The organism is Meiothermus rufus DSM 22234 (genome assembly GCF_000423425.1).
Classification (GTDB): domain Bacteria; phylum Deinococcota; class Deinococci; order Deinococcales; family Thermaceae; genus Meiothermus; species Meiothermus rufus.
Genome location: NZ_AUHY01000026.1, coordinates 17368 through 36712, shown reverse-complemented (window position 1 = coordinate 36712; position 19345 = coordinate 17368). Strand labels below are relative to the sequence as shown.

Genomic DNA, 19345 nt, shown 5'->3' with positions numbered 1-19345 from the left:
AAAGGCATCATGGGCGGGAGGGCTCTTCTCCTTTGGACTACAGCGAGCGGCCTCGGTACAGGTGAAGACCCGCTGAGCGGCGATGAGAAAGTGGATGTAGTCCAGGTCATCGCACTTCGGTGGGTTCATGGGCATCACCCCCTTTGGAGAAGCTTGGCTAAGCACTCTCCTCCTAGCACACAGAAGAATGTCCAGTCAACTGCAACTGCGTAACTCCTACAGCAGTAAAGTGAGGGCCGTGAAGAAGAAGCTACCCCTCGAGGTCTACCTTCTAGGCGCAGTCAGCCTGTTCACCGATATCGCCTCCGAGATGATCTACCCCCTCCTGCCCCTATTCCTCACCGGCGTCCTAGGAGCTTCGACCACGGTAGTGGGGCTGGTGGAAGGCATCGCTGAAGCCACCGCTAGTCTTTTCAAGGTCGTAGGGGGACGGGTATCCGACCGCATCGCCGCCAGGAAGCCCTTGCTGCTCTTTGGCTACGGCTTCCCTGCCTTGCTGCGCCCCATGCTGGCTCTGGCCACGGCCCCCTGGATGGTGCTGGCCTACCGCTTTTTGGACCGGGTGGGCAAGGGGGTGCGCACGGCACCTCGAGACGCCCTGATCGCCGAGGTAACCCCCCAGGAAACCTACGGTCGCGCCTATGGCTTCCACCGGGCCATGGACAGCCTGGGTGCCACCCTGGGCCCACTTCTGGCCTTTTTGCTTCTGCCCCTGCTGGATTTTCGCGGGGTGTTCTGGGTCTCGGCCCTCCCGGCCCTCCTGGCCACCGCTCTTTTACTCTTCTTGAGGGAAAAACGGGGCCTGGCCAGACCCCTACCCCCTTTACGGCTCTCCAACTTCTCACCTCAGTACCGTTGGTTCCTGTTAGTCAGCGGAATTTATACCCTAGGACTGGCCTCCAACGCCTTCCTGATTCTGCGGCTTAGCGACCTGGGCCTCAGCGCAGCCCAGTCTACCCTGGTATATACCCTTTACAATTTGCTGTATGCCCTTATGGCCTACCCCCTGGGGGTTCTGGGCGACCGGGTGGGGGCCCGACACCTGGTACTGGGAGGCTTCGCTTTGTATGCCCTGGTGTACCTAGGGTTTGGATTTAGCTTTGCAGCTTGGCAGGGCATCGCCCTGTTCATGTTGTATGCACTTTACAGTGCGGCCTTCGAGGGCAGCAGCCGGGCTTATCTGGCCCAGATCATCCCCGCCGAGGAAAAAGCCAGCGCCATTGGTTTCTACCACACCCTGGTGGGCCTTCTCCTGCTGCCGGCTAGTGCTCTCTTCGGCTTTCTGTGGCAACAGTTCGACCCCCAGGTGGCCTTCTTCACCGCAGCCGGGTTTGCTGGGCTAGCCCTAGTGTTGTTTCTACTTGACCCTACCCGCCGGCAGCCCTATACTTGCTAGTTGGCCTTAAGCCACGAGGAGGCCACGGTCAAAAGACTGCGGCCCACCCGACAAGGAGCAATCCATGCCTTTTACTAAAGAAGATAAGACCCGCGTAATCGAGCAATACGCCCAAAAGCCTGGCGATACCGGCTCCACTGAGGTGCAGGTCGCCCTGCTCACCGAGCGCATCAACCGCCTTTCCACCCACCTTACCGAAAACAAAAAGGACATGGCCGCCAAGCGCGGTCTGCTCATCCTGGTTGGGCAGCGCAAGCGCCTGCTGCGGTACCTGGAAAGCAAGGACAAGGCCCGCTACAAAGCGCTCATCGAGAAGCTCGGTCTGCGCAAATAAACCCCTTCTCGCTCCTACGGCCCCTCACGGTGTAGGTGAGTCCGGCCACTCGCAAGGGTTTGGCTCGAGGCTACGTCTGGGGAAACCCCTGGACGTAGCTTATTGTGTAGAATGAGGCTGACTCGGCCAGCGGGGTCGGGAAAGCAACCCCGCTTGAAAGTTCACAACAATGTCTGCGCCCACACCGTCCCCCCGCGCTCACGGCGAGCCTCCCGCCCACCCCGCACCCCATTCTGTGCGCCCGGGGTTGGTACGGAAAGGGTCTGGCTTAGGCAACAAGCGCGTTCAGCGCTCTTAGAATCAGGAGCTAGCATGATTGAAGGCAACACACAACCCCAAGGCAAGCGCTACAGCGTGGATGTGGGGGGCCGCACGCTAACCATCGAGACAGGGAAATACGCCAAGCAGGTCTCCGGCTCGGTCTGGGTGCGCTACGGCGGAACAGTGGTCATGGCTACCGCCCAGGCTTCAGAGGCCCCCATTCAGGCCGACTTCCTCCCTCTGACCGTGGAGTTTGAGGAGCGGCACTATGCCGTTGGACGTATCCCCGGCAGCTTTATGCGGCGTGAGGGGCGACCGGGTGAAAAAGCTATTCTCTCCGCCCGGCTAACCGACCGGCCCATCCGGCCCCTTTTCCCCAAGGGCTTCCGACACGAGGTTCAGGTTATCCTGACGGTGCTCTCTGCCGATCAGGAAAACACCCCGGATATCCTGGGGCCCATCGCGGCTAGCGCGGCCTTAATGCTCTCGGACATCCCTTGGGAGGGGCCCATTGCCGCGGTACGGGTGGGCCTGAAGGAAGGCCGGTTGGTGCTCAACCCCACCGCCCAGGAGGAAAGCCAGCTTGACCTGGTGGTGGCTGGTTCTAAAGAGGCCATCATCATGGTGGAAGCAGCAGCCCAGGAGGTCTCGGAAGAGCGGTTGGTCGAGGCCCTCGAGTTCGCCCACCAAAGCATGCAGCCCATTCTGGAAATCCAGGAGCAGATGCGGGCCGAGGAGGGCAAAGAGAAGTTCGCCTTTACCCCACCGGCTAAGCTAGAGGCCGAAACCCAGGCTGCTCTCTACCAGCGGGCCATAGAAAAGGGGCTTTCCCAGGTGCTGCAGACGGCAGCTAAAGGGGAACGCTCCAAAGCCTTGGAGGCTTTTGCCGAGGCCCTTTTGCAGGAGTTCGTACCTCCCCAGGAGGACGGCACCGTGGACCTCGAGCGCCGCAGGCTGGTGGCTGAGGGCTTCGATGAGGTCGTCAAGCAGGAGCTACGCCGCCTGGTTCTGGAAGAGAGCAAACGCGCGGATGGCCGCACCCCCACCCAGGTGCGCCCCATCTGGATCGAGCCCGATGTGCTGCCCCGGGCTCATGGCTCGGCCATCTTTACCCGGGGCGAGACCCAGGTCTTGGGAGTGGTGACCCTGGGCACCGGGCGGGATGCCCAACTCGTAGACGACCTGGGCCTCGAGACCGAAGAGCCTTTCCTGGTGCACTACAACTTCCCCCCCTACGCCACCGGCGAGGTGCGGCGCCTGCGGGGGGTCAGCCGGCGGGAGGTGGGCCACGGCAACCTGGCCAAGCGCGGCCTAAGGGCCGTGCTGCCCTCCCGGGAGGACTTCCCCTACACCATCCGGGTGGTGGGTGATGTGCTAGAGTCGAACGGCTCTTCTAGCATGGCCACCGTCTGCGCGGGCTGCTTGGCCCTGCTGGACGCCGGGGTACCCCTGAAGAAGCACGTGGCCGGGGTAGCCATGGGCCTGGTTAAAGAGGGCGAGCGGGCGGTGGTGCTCACCGATATTCTGGGGCTGGAAGATGCCCTGGGCGATATGGACTTCAAGGTGACGGGCACCCGCGACGGCATAACCGCCTTGCAAATGGACATCAAGATCAAGGGGCTGACCCCCGATGTCATGCGGGCTGCGCTGCTCCAGGCGCGCGAGGCCCGACTGCACATCCTGGGGCTGATGGAGGCTGCCCTCCCCACCCACCGTGCTGAAATGAAACCCCATGTGCCACGTATTCTAACCTTGAAGGTCAACCCCGAGAAGATCGGGGGCATTATCGGGCCAGGGGGCAAAAACATCCGCCAGCTCGAGGAGCTGGGGGTGGAAATCGACATCGAGCCGGACGGCACCATCCGCCTCTACAGTGCCAATGCGGCGGCCGCTGAGGAGGCCAAGGCCCGCATCCTGAGCCAGACGGCCGAGGCCAGAGTGGGTGAAATCTACGAGGGCACCGTCACCCGCATCACCAACTTTGGCGCTTTCGTGGAGATTCTACCGGGCAAAGACGGCCTGCTGCACATCAGCCAGCTAGCCCAAGGACGGGTGGCCAAGGTGGAAGATGTGCTGAAACTGGGCCAGAAAATCAAGGTCAAGGTCAACCAGATTGACGAGCAGGGCCGGGTAGATCTGATTCGTCCGGAGCTCGAGGGCCTGATCGCTCCGCGCAAGCCCCCGGCCAAGCGTTAGCCTCGGGGCCCTGTGCCCTTCTGCAGGAGGCCAGCAGGGGCGGTCGTGGGCCTCGAGCCAACCTATTCAGGAGTTAGCATGAACAACACCCCCCCTTTTAGCCGACCCCGGGGGCCGCGCCGGCGGCAGGAACGGCCCAAAGCCAAAGGGCCCATCCTCCTGGGTAAGCCCGATGGCGTCGTGGAGATTGTCTTCCTCGGCGGAACGGGCGAGATCGGCAAAAACATCACCGCCATACGATACGAGGACGAGATGTTCATCATCGACGGGGGCCTGGCTTTTCCCGAGGCCCATATGCTGGGTGTGGACATCGTCATTCCCCGCATCGACTATCTGATCCAGAACAAGAACCTGATCAAAGGCTGGGTTCTAACCCACGGCCACGAGGATCACATCGGGGCCTTACCCTATCTGTTCCCCCAGCTGCCCAAGGTTCCGGTCTACGGGGCCAAGCTTACCTTGGGACTGGTTCGGGCCAAGCTAGAGGAGTTCGGGATTAATCCGGGAGACTTTCACTTCAAAGAGGTCTCTCCCGACGACCGCATCTCCATGGGGCGCTACTTCCAGCTCGACCTGTTCCGCATGACCCACTCCATCCCCGACAACTTCGGCATGGTCATCCACAGCCCCATCGGTCTAATTGTGCACACCGGCGACTTCAAGCTCGACGAGCAGCCCATCGACGGCCAGACCTCCCACCTGGAAAAAATCGCCCAGGCCGGGAGCGAGGGGGTTCTCTGCCTCATCATTGATTCCACCAACGGCGAACGGCCTGGCATCACTCCCAGCGAAAGCGAGGTGGCCGCCGAGCTGGACAAGGTGATCGGCGCCGCTAAAGGCCGCATCTTTGTGACCACCTTTGCCTCGCACATCCACCGCATCCAGTCGGTGGTCACGGCAGCAGAGAAATACGGGCGGAAGGTTGCGGTGGAGGGGCGCTCCATGCTCAAATATGCCCGGATCGCCCTCGAGCTAGGCTACTTTCGCCAAAAGGACCGCTTCTACACCCTAGACGAAATCAAAGACCTACCCGACGAGCAGGTACTGGTACTCACCACCGGCTCCCAGGGGCAGCCCGAAGCGGTGTTGGCCCGTCTGGCCACTGGCACACACGCCAAGATGAGCATCCGTGAGGGCGATACGGTCATCCTCAGCAGCAGCCCCATTCCTGGCAACGAAGAAGCGGTCAATTACGTGATCAACAAGCTGTATGCGCTGGGGGCCTATGTCTTCTATCCACCGCGCTACCGTGTGCACGCCTCGGGCCACGCTAGTCACGAGGAGCTGAAGATGGTGCTGAACCTGGCCCGGCCCAGGTTTCTGCTCCCTTGGCACGGCGAAATCCGCCACCAGGTCAACCTGAAATGGCTGGCCCAGAGCCTCCCCCAACCCCCAGAGAAAATCCTGATTCCCGAGAACGGACGGCTCATCAAGCTGACCGCTCAAAACATCGAGTTCGACGGTAAAGTGCCCCACGGCCAGCTCTATGTGGACGGGCTGGGGGTGGGCGATATCACCGACGAAATCCTGGAGGATCGCAACCACATGGCCGCAGAGGGAGTGGTGGTCATTACCGCTTTGGTCAGCCGGGAACCGCTGGTGGAGGTGATCTCTAAGGGATTTGTCAAGGCTGGGGAGCGCCTTTTGGGCGAGGTGCGCAAGATGGCCCTGGACTCCCTTTACCGGGGTATCCGGGAGAAAAAGCGCCTGGAGGAGATTCGCGACGACATCTACTACCCGGTGAAGAAATTCATCACCAAAAACACCGGACGCAACCCGGTTATCCTGCCCATTGTGATCGAGGGCTAGGCCCTACTCCAGCAAATGCAGCCGGGCCTGGCCTCGGGTTAGATCGCGCACCACCTCCTCAAACTCGCCTAGCCGCTTTTCTTCCAGGCGCACCACCAGGCGAACCCCGGCCTGGTCGTAGGTCTGCTCTTCCACCTCGAGGCCCTGCAAAAGAGGGAACAATCGGCTGCTGTAGGCAAAGGGCGCCTGAAGCACACAGCGTACTCGAGGAACCAGGGTTCGCTTGGAAGCCTGGCGCAAACACTCGGCGGCCACCCCCCCATAGGCCCGCACCAGCCCTCCTGCGCCCAGCTTGACCCCACCGAAAAAGCGGGTAACCACCACCATCACCCCGTCCAAGCCCTGGCCTTGGATGGCCCCCAGAATGGGCCGGCCTGCGGTGCCGGCAGGCTCACCATCGTCAAAGAAGCGGTAGAGGGAGCCCACTTTGTAGGCCCAGCAGTTGTGGGTAGCGGCAGGATCGCGCACGGCCTGCAAAAAAGCCAGGGCTTCCTCGGGGCTGTTCACCGGGGCGGCCTGGGCGATGAAGCGGGAGTGCTTTATCTCGCGCTCGAGGCGAAAGGGGGCAGCTAGGGTCTGCACTGGACTCATATGGGGGTCTGGGCAAGCTGCGCCCTGGCCGCGGCATACATGGCCTGGACGTCCGCTCGGTAACCGGTCCATAGCTCGAAGGCCAGCGCCCCCTGCCAGACCAGCATGGGCAGGCCACCCAAGGTGGGCAGGCCCGCCTGCTGGGCCTCGCGCAGCAGGCGGGTGATGGGGGGGTTATAGACGATATCCACCACCACTCCAGCCCGCGGCAACAGCCCAGGGGGCAAAGGCGAGCTCGAGGGGTCCTTCAGGCCCACACTGGTGGTGTTGATCAGCAGGTCGGCACTCCGCACCGCTATCTCCAACGATTCCACGGTCACCAGATGCAACCCCAAAGCCTGGCACAGCGCCTTGGCCCGCTCTGGCGTGCGGTTGTAAAGGGCCACTTGGGCCCCCTCCTCCTTTAGCGCATAGGCCACAGCCCGAGCCGCCCCCCCCGCCCCCAAAATCAAAGCCCGCCTGCCGCGATAGGCGATCCCGGCCTCATCTAGACCGGAGATGAACCCTGGAGCATCGGTGTTGTGCCCGATCAGGCGATCCCCTTCGCGCACAATGGTGTTGACGGCACCGATGGCCTGGGCCTCCGGGCTTAGCCCATCGAGATAGGGCAGCACCGTCTCTTTGTGGGGAATGGTCACATTGACCCCAGCATACACTCGCCGCACCTCTTGCAAGCGGGCCCGCAAGAAGGCCGGTGGGGTTTCCAAGAGGCGGTACGAACCCTCCAGACCCGCAGACCTAAGGGCGGCCTCCTGCATAACCGGTGAGAGGGAGTGCTCGAGGGGAAATCCGATCAAGCCCAGCTTCACAGCAAGATTGTACGCATTGCTTTGCTATGCTGCCAAAGCCACCCTCACCTTACACTCCACCCCGGCCAACTTGGTAAGATAACCGTGGTGAGAAACCTACTGTTCGCCGCTATCCTGCTTGCCTCCTGGGGCCAGGCCCGAACCTACATCATCCCCGTAGAAGGGACCATCGACGGGCCTCTGGCCACCTTTATCGAACAGTCCTTTGAGCGGGCCGAGCGCGAGGGCGCTAGCGGGGTGGTTCTCCGGGTCAACACCCCGGGTGGGCGGGTGGATGCCGCCATCCGCATCACCGACCGGATTCTGGCCTCCACCCTGCCCACCTTAGCCGTAGTGGAAAACGCCTTTTCCGCTGGGGCGCTAATCTCCTTGGCCGCCCAACAGCTTATGATGCTGCCCGGCTCCAACATCGGGGCTGCGTTGCCCATTACGGTTACCCCAGTCATCGGCAACACCAACGCCGCCGACCGCAAGGTCATTTCGGCCCTGAAGGGCAAGTTCCGCGCGGTAGCCGAGGCCCGTAACCGCCCAGCCAACATCGCCGAGGCCATGGTCGATCCTGAGGTGGAGGTGCGGGGCATCACCACCCGGGGCGAGCCCCTTACCCTTTCGGCCCGCAAAGCGGTTGAGCTTAAAGTGGCCGATGCCGAGGTCAGCAGCTTGCGGGTAGCCCTCGAGCAAGCCGGCTTCAGCACCGAGACCCAGACCTTAGAACCAGGCCCCCAGGTACGGGTAGCCCGTTTCCTCACCGACCCCACCATTGCGGCTATTCTCCTGGCGGTGGGGGTGCTGGGACTTGTGCTGGAGTTTTTCACCCCCGGCACCTTCGTGCCCGCTATCATCGGCCTGACCGCGCTGGGTCTGTTCTTCCTGGGCGGGTACCTGGCGGGCCTTTCCAGCGCCCTTACCATCATCCTGCTCTTTGGGGGGCTTCTGCTGGTGGCCTTCGAGCTTTTCGTCACCCCCGGCTTCGGCATCCCCGGCCTTTTGGGCCTAGGACTTATTGGGGCTTCTATCTACTTCACCTTCGGCGACGAGGCCTTGCAGGTGGGCTCCTATGCCATCATCGGGCTGGCGGTGGGGCTGTTTTTAATCTTCCGCTTCCTGCCGCGGGCCCGGCTAGCTCGGCCACTTGTACTCAACAGCGCAGTAGAAGAAGTGGCCCCACCCAAAAACGAGCTCGAGTCCCTGCTAGGGGCTATTGGCCAAGCCCTCACCGATCTGCGGCCTGCCGGCATAGCCCAGTTTGGCGACCGGCGGGTGGACGTGGTGGCGGCGGGTGAATTCATCGACCGGGGAGAGCGCATCCGGGTGGTGCAAGTAGAAGGCCCCCGGGTGGTGGTGCGCCGGGTGGAGTCCTGATATGCCCGTGGTAGCCTAGAGCTGCCCTGGTTTTGTCCGGGAGCCTGGTCTATAGCTTATCGAGGAGGTTCTCATGGAGTTTGGTGCGCTCATCGTTGCGGGTATCGCCCTCTTAGCCATCTTCCTGTTTTTCTACCTGGTGCCCGTTCCCCTCTGGATCACCGCCCTCTTCTCGGGGGTCAATGTCTCCTTGCTCTCACTTATCGGCATGCGTTTCCGGCGGGTTCCTCCGGCCAAGATTGTCAATCCGATGATCAAGGCTTTCAAGGCGGGTATCCCGGTGGAAACCGCCAAGCTCGAGGCCCAGTACCTGGCCGGGGGCAACGTGGATCGGGTGGTGGATGCCCTGATTGCCGCCGACAAAGCCGGTATCAAACTCAATTTCGACCGCGCCGCGGCCATCGACCTAGCCGGGCGCGACGTGTTGGACGCGGTACGGCTCTCGGTCAACCCCAAGGTCATTACCAGTCCCATGGTGGCCGGTATGGCCAAAGATGGCATTCAGCTTCTGGCCACCGCCCGCATCACCGTGCGGGCCAACATCGACCGGCTGGTCGGCGGGGCGGGTGAGGAAACCATTGTGGCCCGGGTGGGCGAAGGCATCGTGGCCTCCATTGGCCAGTCAGAGGATCACAAGCTGGTGCTCGAGCAGCCTGACCGTATTTCCAAAACCGTGCTGGCCAAGGGCCTCGACGCCGGTACAGCCTTTGAAATTCTCTCGGTGGACATTGCTGATGTAGAGGTGGGCAAGAATATTGGCGCCCAGCTTCGCACCGACCAGGCTGAAGCCGATAAGAAAATCGCCCAGGCTAAAGCCGAAGAACGCCGGGCCATGGCGGTGGCTGCCGAGCAGGAGAACCGGGCTTTGGTGGAGGCCATGCGGGCCAAGCTGGTGGAGGCCCAGGCCCAAGTCCCCCTAGCCATGGCCGAGGCCTTGCGGGCCGGGCGGCTGGGGGTGATGGACTACTATCAGCTCAAAAATATCGAGGCCGATACCGACATGCGGGAGTCTATCAGCAAGGCCAGTGGAGGGGGCGAGGCTGGCTCGGAAGGGCCGAACCGCTAGGCTAGCGCTGCGGCTGCGGCGAGTGCAGACCAAGCCGAAGGGTTGCTTGGGGAATGCAGGGAGGGCTGCATGGGTTTGGACGATCTTTTAGGTCTGTTGTTTTTATTCTTCTTCATCATCCTGCCGGCCTTGCAGGGGCTACTGCGGCGGGGCCAACAGGTGCCCAAGGATTTTGAGCCGGACGAGATACCTCTGCCAGGGGAAAAGCGTCCTCCCACCCAGCCAACCCCACCAGCCCAGGCCAGCAGCCCCCCAGCCTCTCCCACCGCTGCGCCGAGCAACCCTCCGGCCCCTTCCCGCCCCTTGGTCTCCTCGCCTCCCACAACCCCCCGGCCTAAAACCCCGACCAGCCCAAGACCTAAGACCCTCGAGGAAATCGAGCGAGAACGCTTGGGGCGCTCGAGGCCCCGTCCGGTCAAAGAACCCCCGCAGCCTATAGCGGCCAAGCCCACCGCTACAACCACCAAACCCACAGAGGAGTGGGCCCTTTCCGTCACGCCCCATGCTATTCTGAACGGTGTGGTTTGGCACCAGATACTGGCCGAACCCAGGAGCCGATATTGGAGAAGAGTACGCAGACCAAAGCGGTAGTGCCCCTCCGCTCCTCTCAAGAAGCCCTGGCCTTGCTGGGCCATAGCGACAAGCACCTCAAAATCCTGCGCAAGCTGCTGCCCGCCCAGCTGGTGGTTCGGGGACAGGAAGTGCAAATTTCCGGTGCGCCTGACCAGGTACGCCTGGCCGAGCGGGTAGTGCGCGACCTGGTTACCCTGATCCGCCAAGGGGCCGATTTGGACGTGAGTACCCTCGAGCAGGTCATCGCTGTAGCCGAGGGCGGTGGCTCGTTCCCTGCCGAGGTAGAAGACCTTGCCTCCAGCCTGGATAGCGAGATCACCCTTCCCGGCAGGCTAAAACCCAAAACCCCCGGGCAACGGCGCTACATCGAGGCCATCCGTACCCACGACATCACCTTTGGCATTGGCCCAGCCGGTACCGGCAAAACCTACCTGGCGGTGGCCATGGCGGTAGCCTTCCTCAAGGCCAAAAAGGTCAAGCGTATCGTCCTAACCCGCCCCGCGGTGGAGGCTGGGGAACGCCTGGGCTTTTTGCCCGGCGATCTACAGGCTAAAATTGACCCTTACCTGCGGCCCCTTTACGACGCCCTGTTCGACATGATTGACGCCGAACGCTTCGAGCAGTACATCCAATCGGGAGTGATAGAGGTGGCCCCCTTGGCGTTTATGCGGGGCCGCACCCTGAATGATGCCTTCATCATCCTCGATGAAGCGCAAAACACCACCCCGGAGCAGATGAAGATGTTCCTGACCCGCATGGGCTTCAACAGCCGGGTGGTCATTACCGGCGACATTACCCAGATTGACCTACCCAAGGCTCAGAAAAGCGGCCTAGTGGAGGCGCTGCGCATCCTAAAGGGCATCCAGGGCATCGCCCAGCAGCGCTTTTTAGAGTCGGATGTGGTGCGCCACCCCCTGGTAGCCCGCATCATCAAGGCCTACGAGAGCTACGAGCACGAAAGCGAACGACAGCCCGGTTGAGCCATGCGTACTCCCCCAACCCCAAGCGCCCAGGTGAACCTAGTGGCCCACACCCCCCTGCCCCGGGGCCTGCGCCCTGCCCTGCGCCGGGCGCTCTCGGGTCTATTGCGCGAGCTAGGCCACCCGGACAAGGCCCTTACCCTGGTCCTAACCAACGACAGCCAAATTCGTGCCCTCAAGCGCCAACACTGGGGCGAAGACAGCCCTACCGATGTGCTTTCCTTCCCCACCTACGAGCCAGGCGACCCCTTCATGCCACCACACCTGGGGGATATCGTAATCAGCCTGGAAACCGCCCAGCGCCAGGCTAAAGCACAGGGCCACCGGCTGCTCGACGAGGTCAAAGTACTGGCCGCCCACGGGCTGTGGCACCTCTTGGGCCACGACCACACCAGCGAGGCGGAATGGGCCGGATTCCGCCAGGTTCAGGCCCGCATCCTCGAGCTCTGATGTCCACCCTACCGCCCCCACCCAAGCCCAGTACCGATCCCCAGCCCCTGCGGGGTCTGCGAGCCTCGTTTGCCTATGCCTGGGCCGGACTGCGCTATGCCTGGAAGAACCAGCGCAACTTCCGCCTGGAGGTCTACATAGGCACTCTCGCCCTGGGAATGGCGCTTTGGCTGCAAGTGAACCTGGTGCCGGTGCTGCTCCTGCTGGCTTTGGTGCTGGGTCTGGAGCTGCTCAACACCGCCCTCGAGGCGGTGGTCGACCTGGCCTCCCCACACTACCATCCCCTGGCCAAAGCCGCCAAGGACATCGCAGCAGGGGGAGTGCTAATTGTCTGCATAATTGCCGTTCTGATCGGGGTTTTGCTGTTCTTGCCGCCGCTTGTGGAGCGCCTGGGCCTGTGGTAGACTCCCTGTTAGTAGCGTATGGACTCCCCCGCCCAACCTAGCCGTGGCACGGCCCTGGAGCGCTCCAGGGCAAGCTAGTTCTGCAGGGGCCGGACGCGAACCTTATGGAAAGCATCGCTGGCAGTTTTGGCATCATCGTTCTACTCATCCTCGTCAACGCATTTTTTGTGGCCGCGGAGTTCTCCCTAGTGGCGATCCGGCGTAGCCGCGTAGAACAGATGGCAGAAGACGGTGCCTGGCAGGGGCATCTGCTCAAACAGGCCATCGGCAAGCTCGATACCTACATCGCCACCACCCAGCTTGGCATCACCGCGACCAACCTGATTCTGGGGGCTTTTGGCGAGCCCTATGTAACCGCTCTGATTGTAGCCGGCATCGCTGCGTTGTTCGGACAGCCCCAGGCCGCTATGGCCGCTGAGAGCAGCCTGCTATCTACCTTCAGCTTCGCCCTCTCGGTGATTATCATCACTTTCTTCACCGTGCTCTTTGGCGAGCTAATCCCCAAAGGCATTGCCCTTCAGCGCACCGAGCAGGTAGCCAGCCTGGCCATCCTTCCGCTCAACCTGTTCCAGCGCCTAACCGCCCCTTTGGTCTGGCTCTTCACCCAAAGCGGCAACTTCTTTCTGCGGCTCTTGGGCTTACGCGAAGCCCCCTCCCACTCCATGGTGGGTTCGGCAGAAGAGCTTAAGCTCATCGTGGAGGCCTCCTCCAAGCAAGGGGTGCTGGACGAGAGCGAGGGAGAGATCATCAGCCAGATTCTCGACCTCGAGGAGACCCCGGTTCGCTCGATTATGGTGCCCCGGGTGGAGATGGTGACCATCTCTGCCGAGGCCACCTTGCGGGAGTTCTGGAACACCGCCCGAGAGCACCGCTACTCCAGGGTGCCCGTCTTCCAAGAGACCATCGACAACATCATCGGCATCGCCTACAGCAAGGATCTGCTGGACTATAGCGAAAAAGAACTGGATGCCATCCGAGTGGGTAGCGTCTGTCATCCGGCTTATTTCGTGCCCGAGACCATGGGGGCTCGCGAGCTGTTGCGGGAGATGCGGCGGCGCAAAACCCACATGGCCATTGTGGTGGACGAGTTTAAGGGCACTGCCGGCCTGATCACCCTCGAGGACATCATCGAGGAAATCATCGGGGAAATCTACGACGAGTCGGACGAGGAAGAAGCAGCCCCGGTGCAGGAGGTGGCCGAGGGGGTCTTCGTGCTGGACGCCTCAATTCCCTTGGAAGACGCTTCAGAAAAGCTGGGCATCGAGCTACCCGAAGGGGAGTACGACACCTTGTCGGGTTTCCTGATGAACGCCTTCCGGCACATCCCCGAGGTGGGGGAGCAGCTCGAGTACGGCCCCTACCGCTTCACGGTAGAGGCGGCCGACCCCCGGGGTATCGAGCGGGTGCGGGCCGAGCGCAAAACCCCTGCCCCGCGTGAGGAGACCACCCAGCCCCTCACCCCGGAGGCTTAGCTCTGGGCGTATGCTGTAGGGGTGCCTGCAACCCCACGCGAAGTCCTAGAGCTGCTGCAACGTTTGCTCAGCCGAGCCTACGCCCCCTACTCCCAGTACCCCGTGGCTGCAGTGGTGCGCTCGAGCACAGGCCGGTTATACGGCGGCGTCAACGTAGAAAATGCCGCCTATCCCCTTTCCCGCTGCGCCGAGCAGTCGGCCACCTTGCAGATGGTCTCCGCCGGTGAGCGCGAGATTGCCGAGGTCTGGGTGTTGAGCCAAGGGCCCCAGCCCGCCACCCCTTGTGGGGGGTGTCGGCAGGTGCTCAGCGAGTTCGCCCGCCCAGAAACCCCGGTACACTGCCTGAGCACAGGTGGCTCTGAGCTGCACGTGACCCTGGGCGAACTCCTGCCCCATGCTTTTGGTAAGCGTTACCTACACCAAACCTAAGCGCTCCCGCAAAAACTGCCCTAGCTCGGCAACCGCCACGCGCTCTTGCTTCATGGTGTCGCGGTCGCGCACCGTCACGGTGTCCTTGAGGGTGGTGCTGCCGTCCTGGCTTTTGCCGATGGTGTCGTAGTCCACCGTAACGCAGAAGGGGGTACCCACCTCGTCGTGGCGCCGGTAGGCCTTGCCGATGTTGCCGGTGTCCTCGTAGAGCACCCGGCCCAGCCCCAGACGCTGCAGCTCGGCCTTGAGCCGGCGGGCGTAGCTGGTAATTTCTTCCTTGTTTTTAGCCAGGGGGATCACCGCTACCTTGATGGGGGCCAGGTGCGGCTTGAGCTTCAAGACGATGCGCTCTTCACCATTGTCCAGCCTCTCACGGGTGTAGGCCTGGGAAAGCAAGGCCAGTACCCCCCGGTCTACCCCCGCCGAAGGCTCGATGACAAAAGGCACGAACCAGCGCTTGGTCTGCGGATCCTGCACCGCCAAGCGGGCGGTGGAGTCGCGGTTTTCCAGCACCCGGGCCTGGATGGAAAGCTCAGCCTGCCCCTTGGTGTGGCTGCCTAAGTCGTAGTCGCTGCGGTTGGCAATGCCCTCAATTTCCTCGAAACCCAGGGTGGGGAAGTTGTACATCAGATCGAAGGTGCGCTTGGAGTAGTGCGAGAGATCTTCCTTGGGTACGTCTAGCACCCGGATCTGCTCGCGGGGAATCCCCTGGGCCTCCCACCAGGCCAGGCGATCCTCGAGCCAACGTTGGTGCCAGGCCTCATCGGTACCTGGCTCCACAAAGTACTCGATCTCCATCTGCTCAAACTCCCGCACTCGGAAGATGAAGTTACGCGGGGTAATCTCGTTACGGAAGGCCTTGCCAATCTGGGCGATGCCAAAGGGAAGGCGCCTCGAGGTGGAATCCAGCACGTTTTTGAAGTTGATGAAGATGCCCTGGGCTGTCTCGGGGCGCAAGTAGCCATACGAATCCTCATCGGCTACCGGCCCAATCTGGGTTTTGAACATCATGTTGAAAGGACGTGGGGGAGTCCAGTCGCCTGGAGCCCCATCGGCTGGGTCTACCACCCTGGCGGTGTTCATGGCCAAAGCGGCCTTATCCGGCTCAGCCAGCAGGCGCGAGACCAAGGCCGCCAGGTTCTCCCCTTCGTGTAGCCCCATGGTCTGGGCCAGCACCGCTAGTACCTGGAGCTTCTGTTCTTTGAGCAGGTGATCTAGGCGGTAGCGCTTCTTGCTGATGCGGTTGTCCACCAAAGGGTCGGCAAAGGTGGCCTCGTGGCCTGAGTAAAAAAGCACTAGGCGGTGGGTCAGGATGCTGGCATCCAGACCTTCTATGTCGTCGCGCTCGTACACATTGGCCCGCCACCAGGCCGCCTTTAGGTTGTTCTTGAGCTCAACGCCCAGAGGGCCATAGTCGTAGGTACCTTGCAGTCCGCCATAAATCTCTGAGCCGGGAAAGATAAACCCCCGGCGTTTGCACAGGCTCACCAGCTCCTCCAATGTTTCCGCAGGCATGACCTCTCCTTTCGGCCAGGTAAAGCAGAAATCCCCCGGCACGGATGCCTGGGGACGAAAGTTCCTGGCGAATCTTTCGCGGTTCCACCCCAGTTCCCGGGATCTGCGGGCGCACCGGGCAAAAAACGGGCACCACATTACACCCCGAGCACCTCTTGGCTTGCGCCGGCTTTGACCTCGCCGCCCTTCACCCGGTTCTTAGCTACCTGGCTCACACCCTCCCAGGCTCGCTGTAGCTGAACGCCGGGCTACTCCTGCGAACCAGCGCACCTAGCATTCTGCGCCCAAGCGGGAAATGGCGTCAAGCGCCTACCCAGCCAGCCGCCGATTTTGTAAGCTTAGGCGCATGGCGCGTCCCCACCCAGCCCGCCGGGGAGGCCCCCGCCTTTCCCTCTTGTTCTTAGGGCTGGCCTTGCTGGCCCTGGCGGGGGCCCTGGCCTACGGGCCGTGGCTCGAGGAGGGGCGAAGCGGGTTTTTCAGTGAATACCGCCCCAGCCCTTTATCTGAGGAGCTAAGCTTGGTGGTCGCCGCCCGCGACACCGAGTACTGCGGCTACCACACCCCTTGCGGCCCAGGCAAGCGCACCGACACCATCTTTTACCTGCGCCTAAAAGGCTCGGAGGCTACCCTGGTGGCTATTCCTCGCGACCTGCGCTACTCTGGTGAGACCCAAAGCGGCTTTTACGAAGGCAAAATCAACGCCGTGTACGAGCGCAGCGGGGCGGAAGGCCTGCGCTTAGCCGTGGAGAGCCTGCTGGGCGTGCCGGTCGAGCACTACCTCATCCTGACCTTCGAGGCGGTGATGAAGCTAGTAGACGCAGTAGACGGGGTGGAGGTAGTGCTGCCCCAGCCCATGAAGTACACCGACCGGGCAGCCGGCCTATACATAGATTTTCCCGCGGGCCCGCTTCACCTCAACGGCAAGGATGCGGTTAAGTACATGCGTTTTCGCCGCTGGGAAGGGGCCGACCTGGGCCGGCTGGATCGCATCAAAGAGGTGATTGGCTTAGCTGTCCAAAAAGCCCAGCAGCTCCGCTACTGGCCCCGCCTGCCTGGGGTGGCCGCGGCATTGTGGAACAACCTCGAGACCAGCCTCCCCCTCACCACTGCCCTCAGCCTGCTGCCCAGCCTGCGGGGCTTGAGCCTGAAAAGCGCCACCCTACCTACCCTCGAGCAGGGGCGCGACTTAGTGCTCGACCAGGCCGCCATGGTCTCGTTTAGCGCCAGCCTGCTGGGGCACAGAACCGACACCGAGGCCGTAGCCCGGCTGGTGCAAGCCGAGGCTTTAGGCCTCAAGACCCTGCTGCTGGATCAAAGCGGGGTGGGGCTCGGCCAGCGCTACCGCCAGGGCTTTATCGAGCTGGGCCTACCGCCCCCTGAGGTACAAGAGGGGCCGGTAGGCGGCTTCAGCGCAGTCTGGGTACGCAGCGGGGCCTCGGTCGTGGGTCGCGATGCCCCTGCTTTTTTGCTGGCCCGGGACTATGCCGACCTGCTGCACCTACCCTTACAAACCCGCATCCGCCTCGAGCCCAAAGGCTACGATGTGGTGGTGGTTTTAGGCCCCCCAACCCCTTAGGGCTACTCCTCGGGCAGGGGCTCCTCCTCAAAGCCCACCGCATAGTAAAGCTGAGGTGGCTGGAGCGAGACCACCCGCAGCCCCTCGCCGCACTCCGGGCACTCTACCTCGAGGCCCACCCATGGGTTGGCTAATTCCACCAACCCGCCGCAAACCGGGCACTTCGCTACCTCAACCATCCTCTACCCCCCTGCAGCTTACCACCCTTTGGGCAAAGGCCAGCGCGGCAGGTGGCGTTTTGCTCAACTTGGCTTAGAGTAGGGGGGTGACACCTGAGCTTTTATACCAACTTCGCTTTTTGTCCGACCTGACCGAAGGCCCAGAGGGCAAGCCCCTTTTCGTCTATACCGATATCGAGCGGCCTGAAAAAGATCCCCCCCGCTACCGCTCGCGTCTGGCTACCTGGGAAAAGGGCCTCTGCTTTCTAACCCAGGGGGAGGCCAAGGCTCCATTCTGGCGGGGGGCGTATATCTACTTCCTCCGAAAGGTAGAGCAGGTGCCCCAGCTCTTCCGCCTGCCCCTCAAAGGGGGAGAACCCGAGCAACTCACCCGCTTCAAAGCCGGCATCGAAGGCTACAGGGTCAGCCCAGACGGCACCCGGATTGCCCTACTGACCCGGGCCGACTACGAAGCCCCCAAACCCGACCAGCCCCGGGTTTACCAAACCTGGCCGGTGAAGCTCGACGCTCGAGGCTTGCTGCCGGAGCAGCCTAGAGAACTCTGGCTTTGGGAGGAGGGAGTCTCCCGAAGGCTGGTTGGCCTGGAGCAGGATGTGGAGGAAGTGGCCTGGGAGACAAACGGACAAGGGTTGTACTTCACCGTCCCAGGCTCGCCCCAGGAGCGCTGGGCCTGGAAGCAGCGGGCCTACCGGGTCAGCCTGGAGGGCGAGGTCAGCGAGCTTTTCGGCGGGGTGGGGCCCATTGTAGGCCTCGAGCCCACCCCCGAGGGGGGCCTGATCTATCTGGCCCATGCCTGGGAGCGGGGGGGCGGCACTGAGCTTAGGCTGTACTACCGCGACCCGGAGGGTAAGACTCGCCTGCTTGCTGAGGGTTCTTTCCTCAACTCAGTCAACTCGGATATGCGCATCGGGGCAGGGGTGCAGACCCCGCGGGTGGGGCCAGATGGGCGGGTGTATGTGGTGCAGACCCAAGCCGGGGCTGCCCGGTTGCTGGCGGTTTCCCTCGAGGGGAAAGCCGAGTACATGAGCCCTGAGGCCAGCAGCGTTCTGGGCTTTACCTTCTGTGGCCCTACGCTGTACACCCTGATGGAAGACGCCACCCACGGGGCCCGCCTGGCCTGTGGCGCAGAGGTGCTCTTCGACCCCAACGCCGGGGTACTGCCCGAGTTACCCCCTCCCCAGGAGGTACGCTACCAGGCTGCCGAGGGGCACCAGGTGCAGGGATGGGTCCTATTGCCGGAGGGCGAAGGCCCCCACCCGCTGATTCTGTACATTCACGGTGGGCCGCACACCGCTTTCGGCCATGCCCTCATGCTGCAACTCCAGCTTTTCCGCGCTGCAGGCTTCGCAGTGGCCTACTGCAACCCCCGGGGTTCGACGGGCTACGGGCAGGACTACACCGATCTGGGCAAACGCTGGGGGGAGATCGACGAGCAGGATTTACTCGGCTTTTTAGACGTCGTACTGGCCCAGTTTCCCCTCGAGGCCAAGCGGGTGGCGGTGGCTGGGGGGTCGTACGGCGGCTATATGACCAACTGGCTCACCGCCCGCCACCCCCAGCGCTTCAAGGCCGCCGTCACCGATCGCAGCATCTGTAACTGGACCAGCTTCTTTGGCGCCGCTGACATCGGGCCACGCTTCACCTACTTGCAGCTAGGGGCCACCCCTTGGGAAAACCCCGAGGTTTTGTGGCAAAAAAGCCCGCTCTCCCTGGCCCATCAGGTACAGACCCCTACCCTGGTGGTGCACTCCGAGCAGGACCACCGCTGCCCCATTGACCAAGGAGAAACCTGGTTCACCGTTCTGTTGCAACGGGGGGTGCCCACCCGCTTTTTCCGCTGCCCCGAGGAGGGACACGAACTCTCTCGCGCAGGCCGGCCCGACCGCCGTATCGCCCGGCTGGAGACCTACCTGGACTGGTTCAAAACCCATCTCTAAGCGCTC

Annotated in this window: 18 protein-coding genes and 1 pseudogene; 14 read left to right on the top strand and 5 right to left on the bottom strand. The window is 62.5% G+C overall.

The window, feature by feature from the left end:
- Positions 1-165, bottom strand: a pseudogene (locus G552_RS16240) (IS701 family transposase); the annotation flags it as partial.
- A gap of 73 nt (positions 166-238) precedes the next feature.
- Between G552_RS16240 and G552_RS0106405 the strand changes: the two are divergent.
- The 4 genes from G552_RS0106405 (at position 239) to G552_RS0106390 (ending at position 5996) form a co-directional block, all read left to right on the top strand.
- A complete protein-coding gene (locus G552_RS0106405) occupies positions 239-1396 on the top strand; it encodes an MFS transporter (RefSeq protein ID WP_036270396.1) in 1158 nt (385 codons plus the stop codon).
- A 64-nt stretch (positions 1397-1460) separates the two neighbouring features.
- On the top strand, positions 1461-1730 hold the full coding sequence (gene rpsO / locus G552_RS0106400; RefSeq protein WP_027882280.1) for a 30S ribosomal protein S15: 270 nt from the start codon (positions 1461-1463) through the stop codon (positions 1728-1730).
- Positions 1731-2045: 315 nt separating this feature from the next.
- Positions 2046-4187, top strand: a complete 2142-nt coding sequence (gene pnp / locus G552_RS0106395) for a polyribonucleotide nucleotidyltransferase (protein ID WP_425411433.1) — start codon at positions 2046-2048, stop codon at positions 4185-4187.
- Between the two features lie 78 nt (positions 4188-4265).
- Positions 4266-5996 (top strand): ribonuclease J, encoded by a 1731-nt coding sequence (locus G552_RS0106390; protein WP_027882278.1) that lies wholly within the window; start codon positions 4266-4268, stop codon positions 5994-5996.
- A 3-nt stretch (positions 5997-5999) separates the two neighbouring features.
- Here G552_RS0106390 and G552_RS0106385 read toward each other — a convergent pair whose 3' ends face one another.
- Both G552_RS0106385 and G552_RS0106380 read right to left on the bottom strand, forming a co-directional pair.
- Positions 6000-6587, bottom strand: a complete 588-nt coding sequence (locus tag G552_RS0106385) for an IMPACT family protein (RefSeq protein WP_027882277.1) — start codon at positions 6585-6587, stop codon at positions 6000-6002.
- Positions 6584-7396 carry a shikimate dehydrogenase gene (locus tag G552_RS0106380; RefSeq protein ID WP_027882276.1) on the bottom strand — a complete coding sequence of 271 codons (813 nt, stop codon included), beginning with the start codon at positions 7394-7396 and terminating at the stop codon, positions 6584-6586. The genes G552_RS0106385 and G552_RS0106380 overlap by 4 nt, the downstream gene beginning before the upstream one ends.
- A gap of 87 nt (positions 7397-7483) precedes the next feature.
- On the opposite strand from G552_RS0106380, the gene G552_RS0106375 reads away from it, so the two are divergent.
- The 8 genes from G552_RS0106375 to cdd all read left to right on the top strand — a co-directional run bounded on the left by G552_RS0106375 (position 7484) and on the right by cdd (position 14132).
- The gene (locus tag G552_RS0106375) at positions 7484-8758 is read left to right on the top strand and encodes an NfeD family protein (RefSeq protein ID WP_027882275.1); all 1275 of its coding nucleotides are present in this window, start codon (positions 7484-7486) and stop codon (positions 8756-8758) included.
- Positions 8759-8831: 73 nt separating this feature from the next.
- Entirely contained in the window at positions 8832-9824 is a 993-nt protein-coding gene (floA, locus tag G552_RS0106370; protein WP_027882274.1) for a flotillin-like protein FloA, read from the top strand.
- A gap of 69 nt (positions 9825-9893) precedes the next feature.
- Positions 9894-10415, top strand: coding sequence for a hypothetical protein (locus G552_RS15990; RefSeq protein ID WP_084640387.1), 522 nt, complete (start codon positions 9894-9896; stop codon positions 10413-10415).
- On the top strand, positions 10385-11377 hold the full coding sequence (locus G552_RS0106365; RefSeq protein WP_027882273.1) for a PhoH family protein: 993 nt from the start codon (positions 10385-10387) through the stop codon (positions 11375-11377). Before G552_RS15990 ends, G552_RS0106365 begins: the two co-directional genes overlap by 31 nt.
- Positions 11378-11380: 3 nt before the next feature.
- Positions 11381-11827, top strand: a complete 447-nt coding sequence (ybeY, locus tag G552_RS0106360) for an rRNA maturation RNase YbeY (protein ID WP_036270395.1) — start codon at positions 11381-11383, stop codon at positions 11825-11827.
- Positions 11827-12231, top strand: a complete 405-nt coding sequence (locus tag G552_RS0106355) for a diacylglycerol kinase (protein WP_027882271.1) — start codon at positions 11827-11829, stop codon at positions 12229-12231. The genes ybeY and G552_RS0106355 overlap by 1 nt, the downstream gene beginning before the upstream one ends.
- 104 nt (positions 12232-12335) lie before the next feature.
- On the top strand, positions 12336-13703 hold the full coding sequence (locus G552_RS0106350) for a hemolysin family protein (RefSeq protein ID WP_027882270.1): 1368 nt from the start codon (positions 12336-12338) through the stop codon (positions 13701-13703).
- 21 nt (positions 13704-13724) lie between these two features.
- On the top strand, positions 13725-14132 hold the full coding sequence (cdd, locus tag G552_RS0106345; RefSeq protein ID WP_027882269.1) for a cytidine deaminase: 408 nt from the start codon (positions 13725-13727) through the stop codon (positions 14130-14132).
- Here cdd and G552_RS0106340 read toward each other — a convergent pair.
- Positions 14118-15647: a glycine--tRNA ligase gene (locus tag G552_RS0106340; protein ID WP_027882268.1), complete on the bottom strand. Its 1530-nt coding sequence runs from the start codon at positions 15645-15647 to the stop codon at positions 14118-14120. The two genes, cdd and G552_RS0106340, sit on opposite strands and share 15 nt — an antisense overlap.
- Positions 15648-15993: 346 nt before the next feature.
- Between G552_RS0106340 and G552_RS0106335 the strand changes: the two genes are divergently transcribed.
- The gene (locus G552_RS0106335) at positions 15994-17223 is read left to right on the top strand and encodes an LCP family protein (protein ID WP_027882267.1); all 1230 of its coding nucleotides are present in this window, start codon (positions 15994-15996) and stop codon (positions 17221-17223) included.
- 2 nt (positions 17224-17225) lie between these two features.
- On the opposite strand, the gene G552_RS16485 is transcribed toward G552_RS0106335, so the two are convergent.
- Positions 17226-17402 carry a hypothetical protein gene (locus tag G552_RS16485; RefSeq protein ID WP_169447874.1) on the bottom strand — a complete coding sequence of 59 codons (177 nt, stop codon included), beginning with the start codon at positions 17400-17402 and terminating at the stop codon, positions 17226-17228.
- A gap of 86 nt (positions 17403-17488) precedes the next feature.
- Here G552_RS16485 and G552_RS0106325 point away from each other — a divergent pair, with 86 nt between their 5' ends.
- The gene (locus tag G552_RS0106325; RefSeq protein ID WP_027882266.1) at positions 17489-19339 is read left to right on the top strand and encodes a S9 family peptidase; all 1851 of its coding nucleotides are present in this window, start codon (positions 17489-17491) and stop codon (positions 19337-19339) included.
- The last annotated feature ends 6 nt before the right edge of the window (positions 19340-19345 follow it).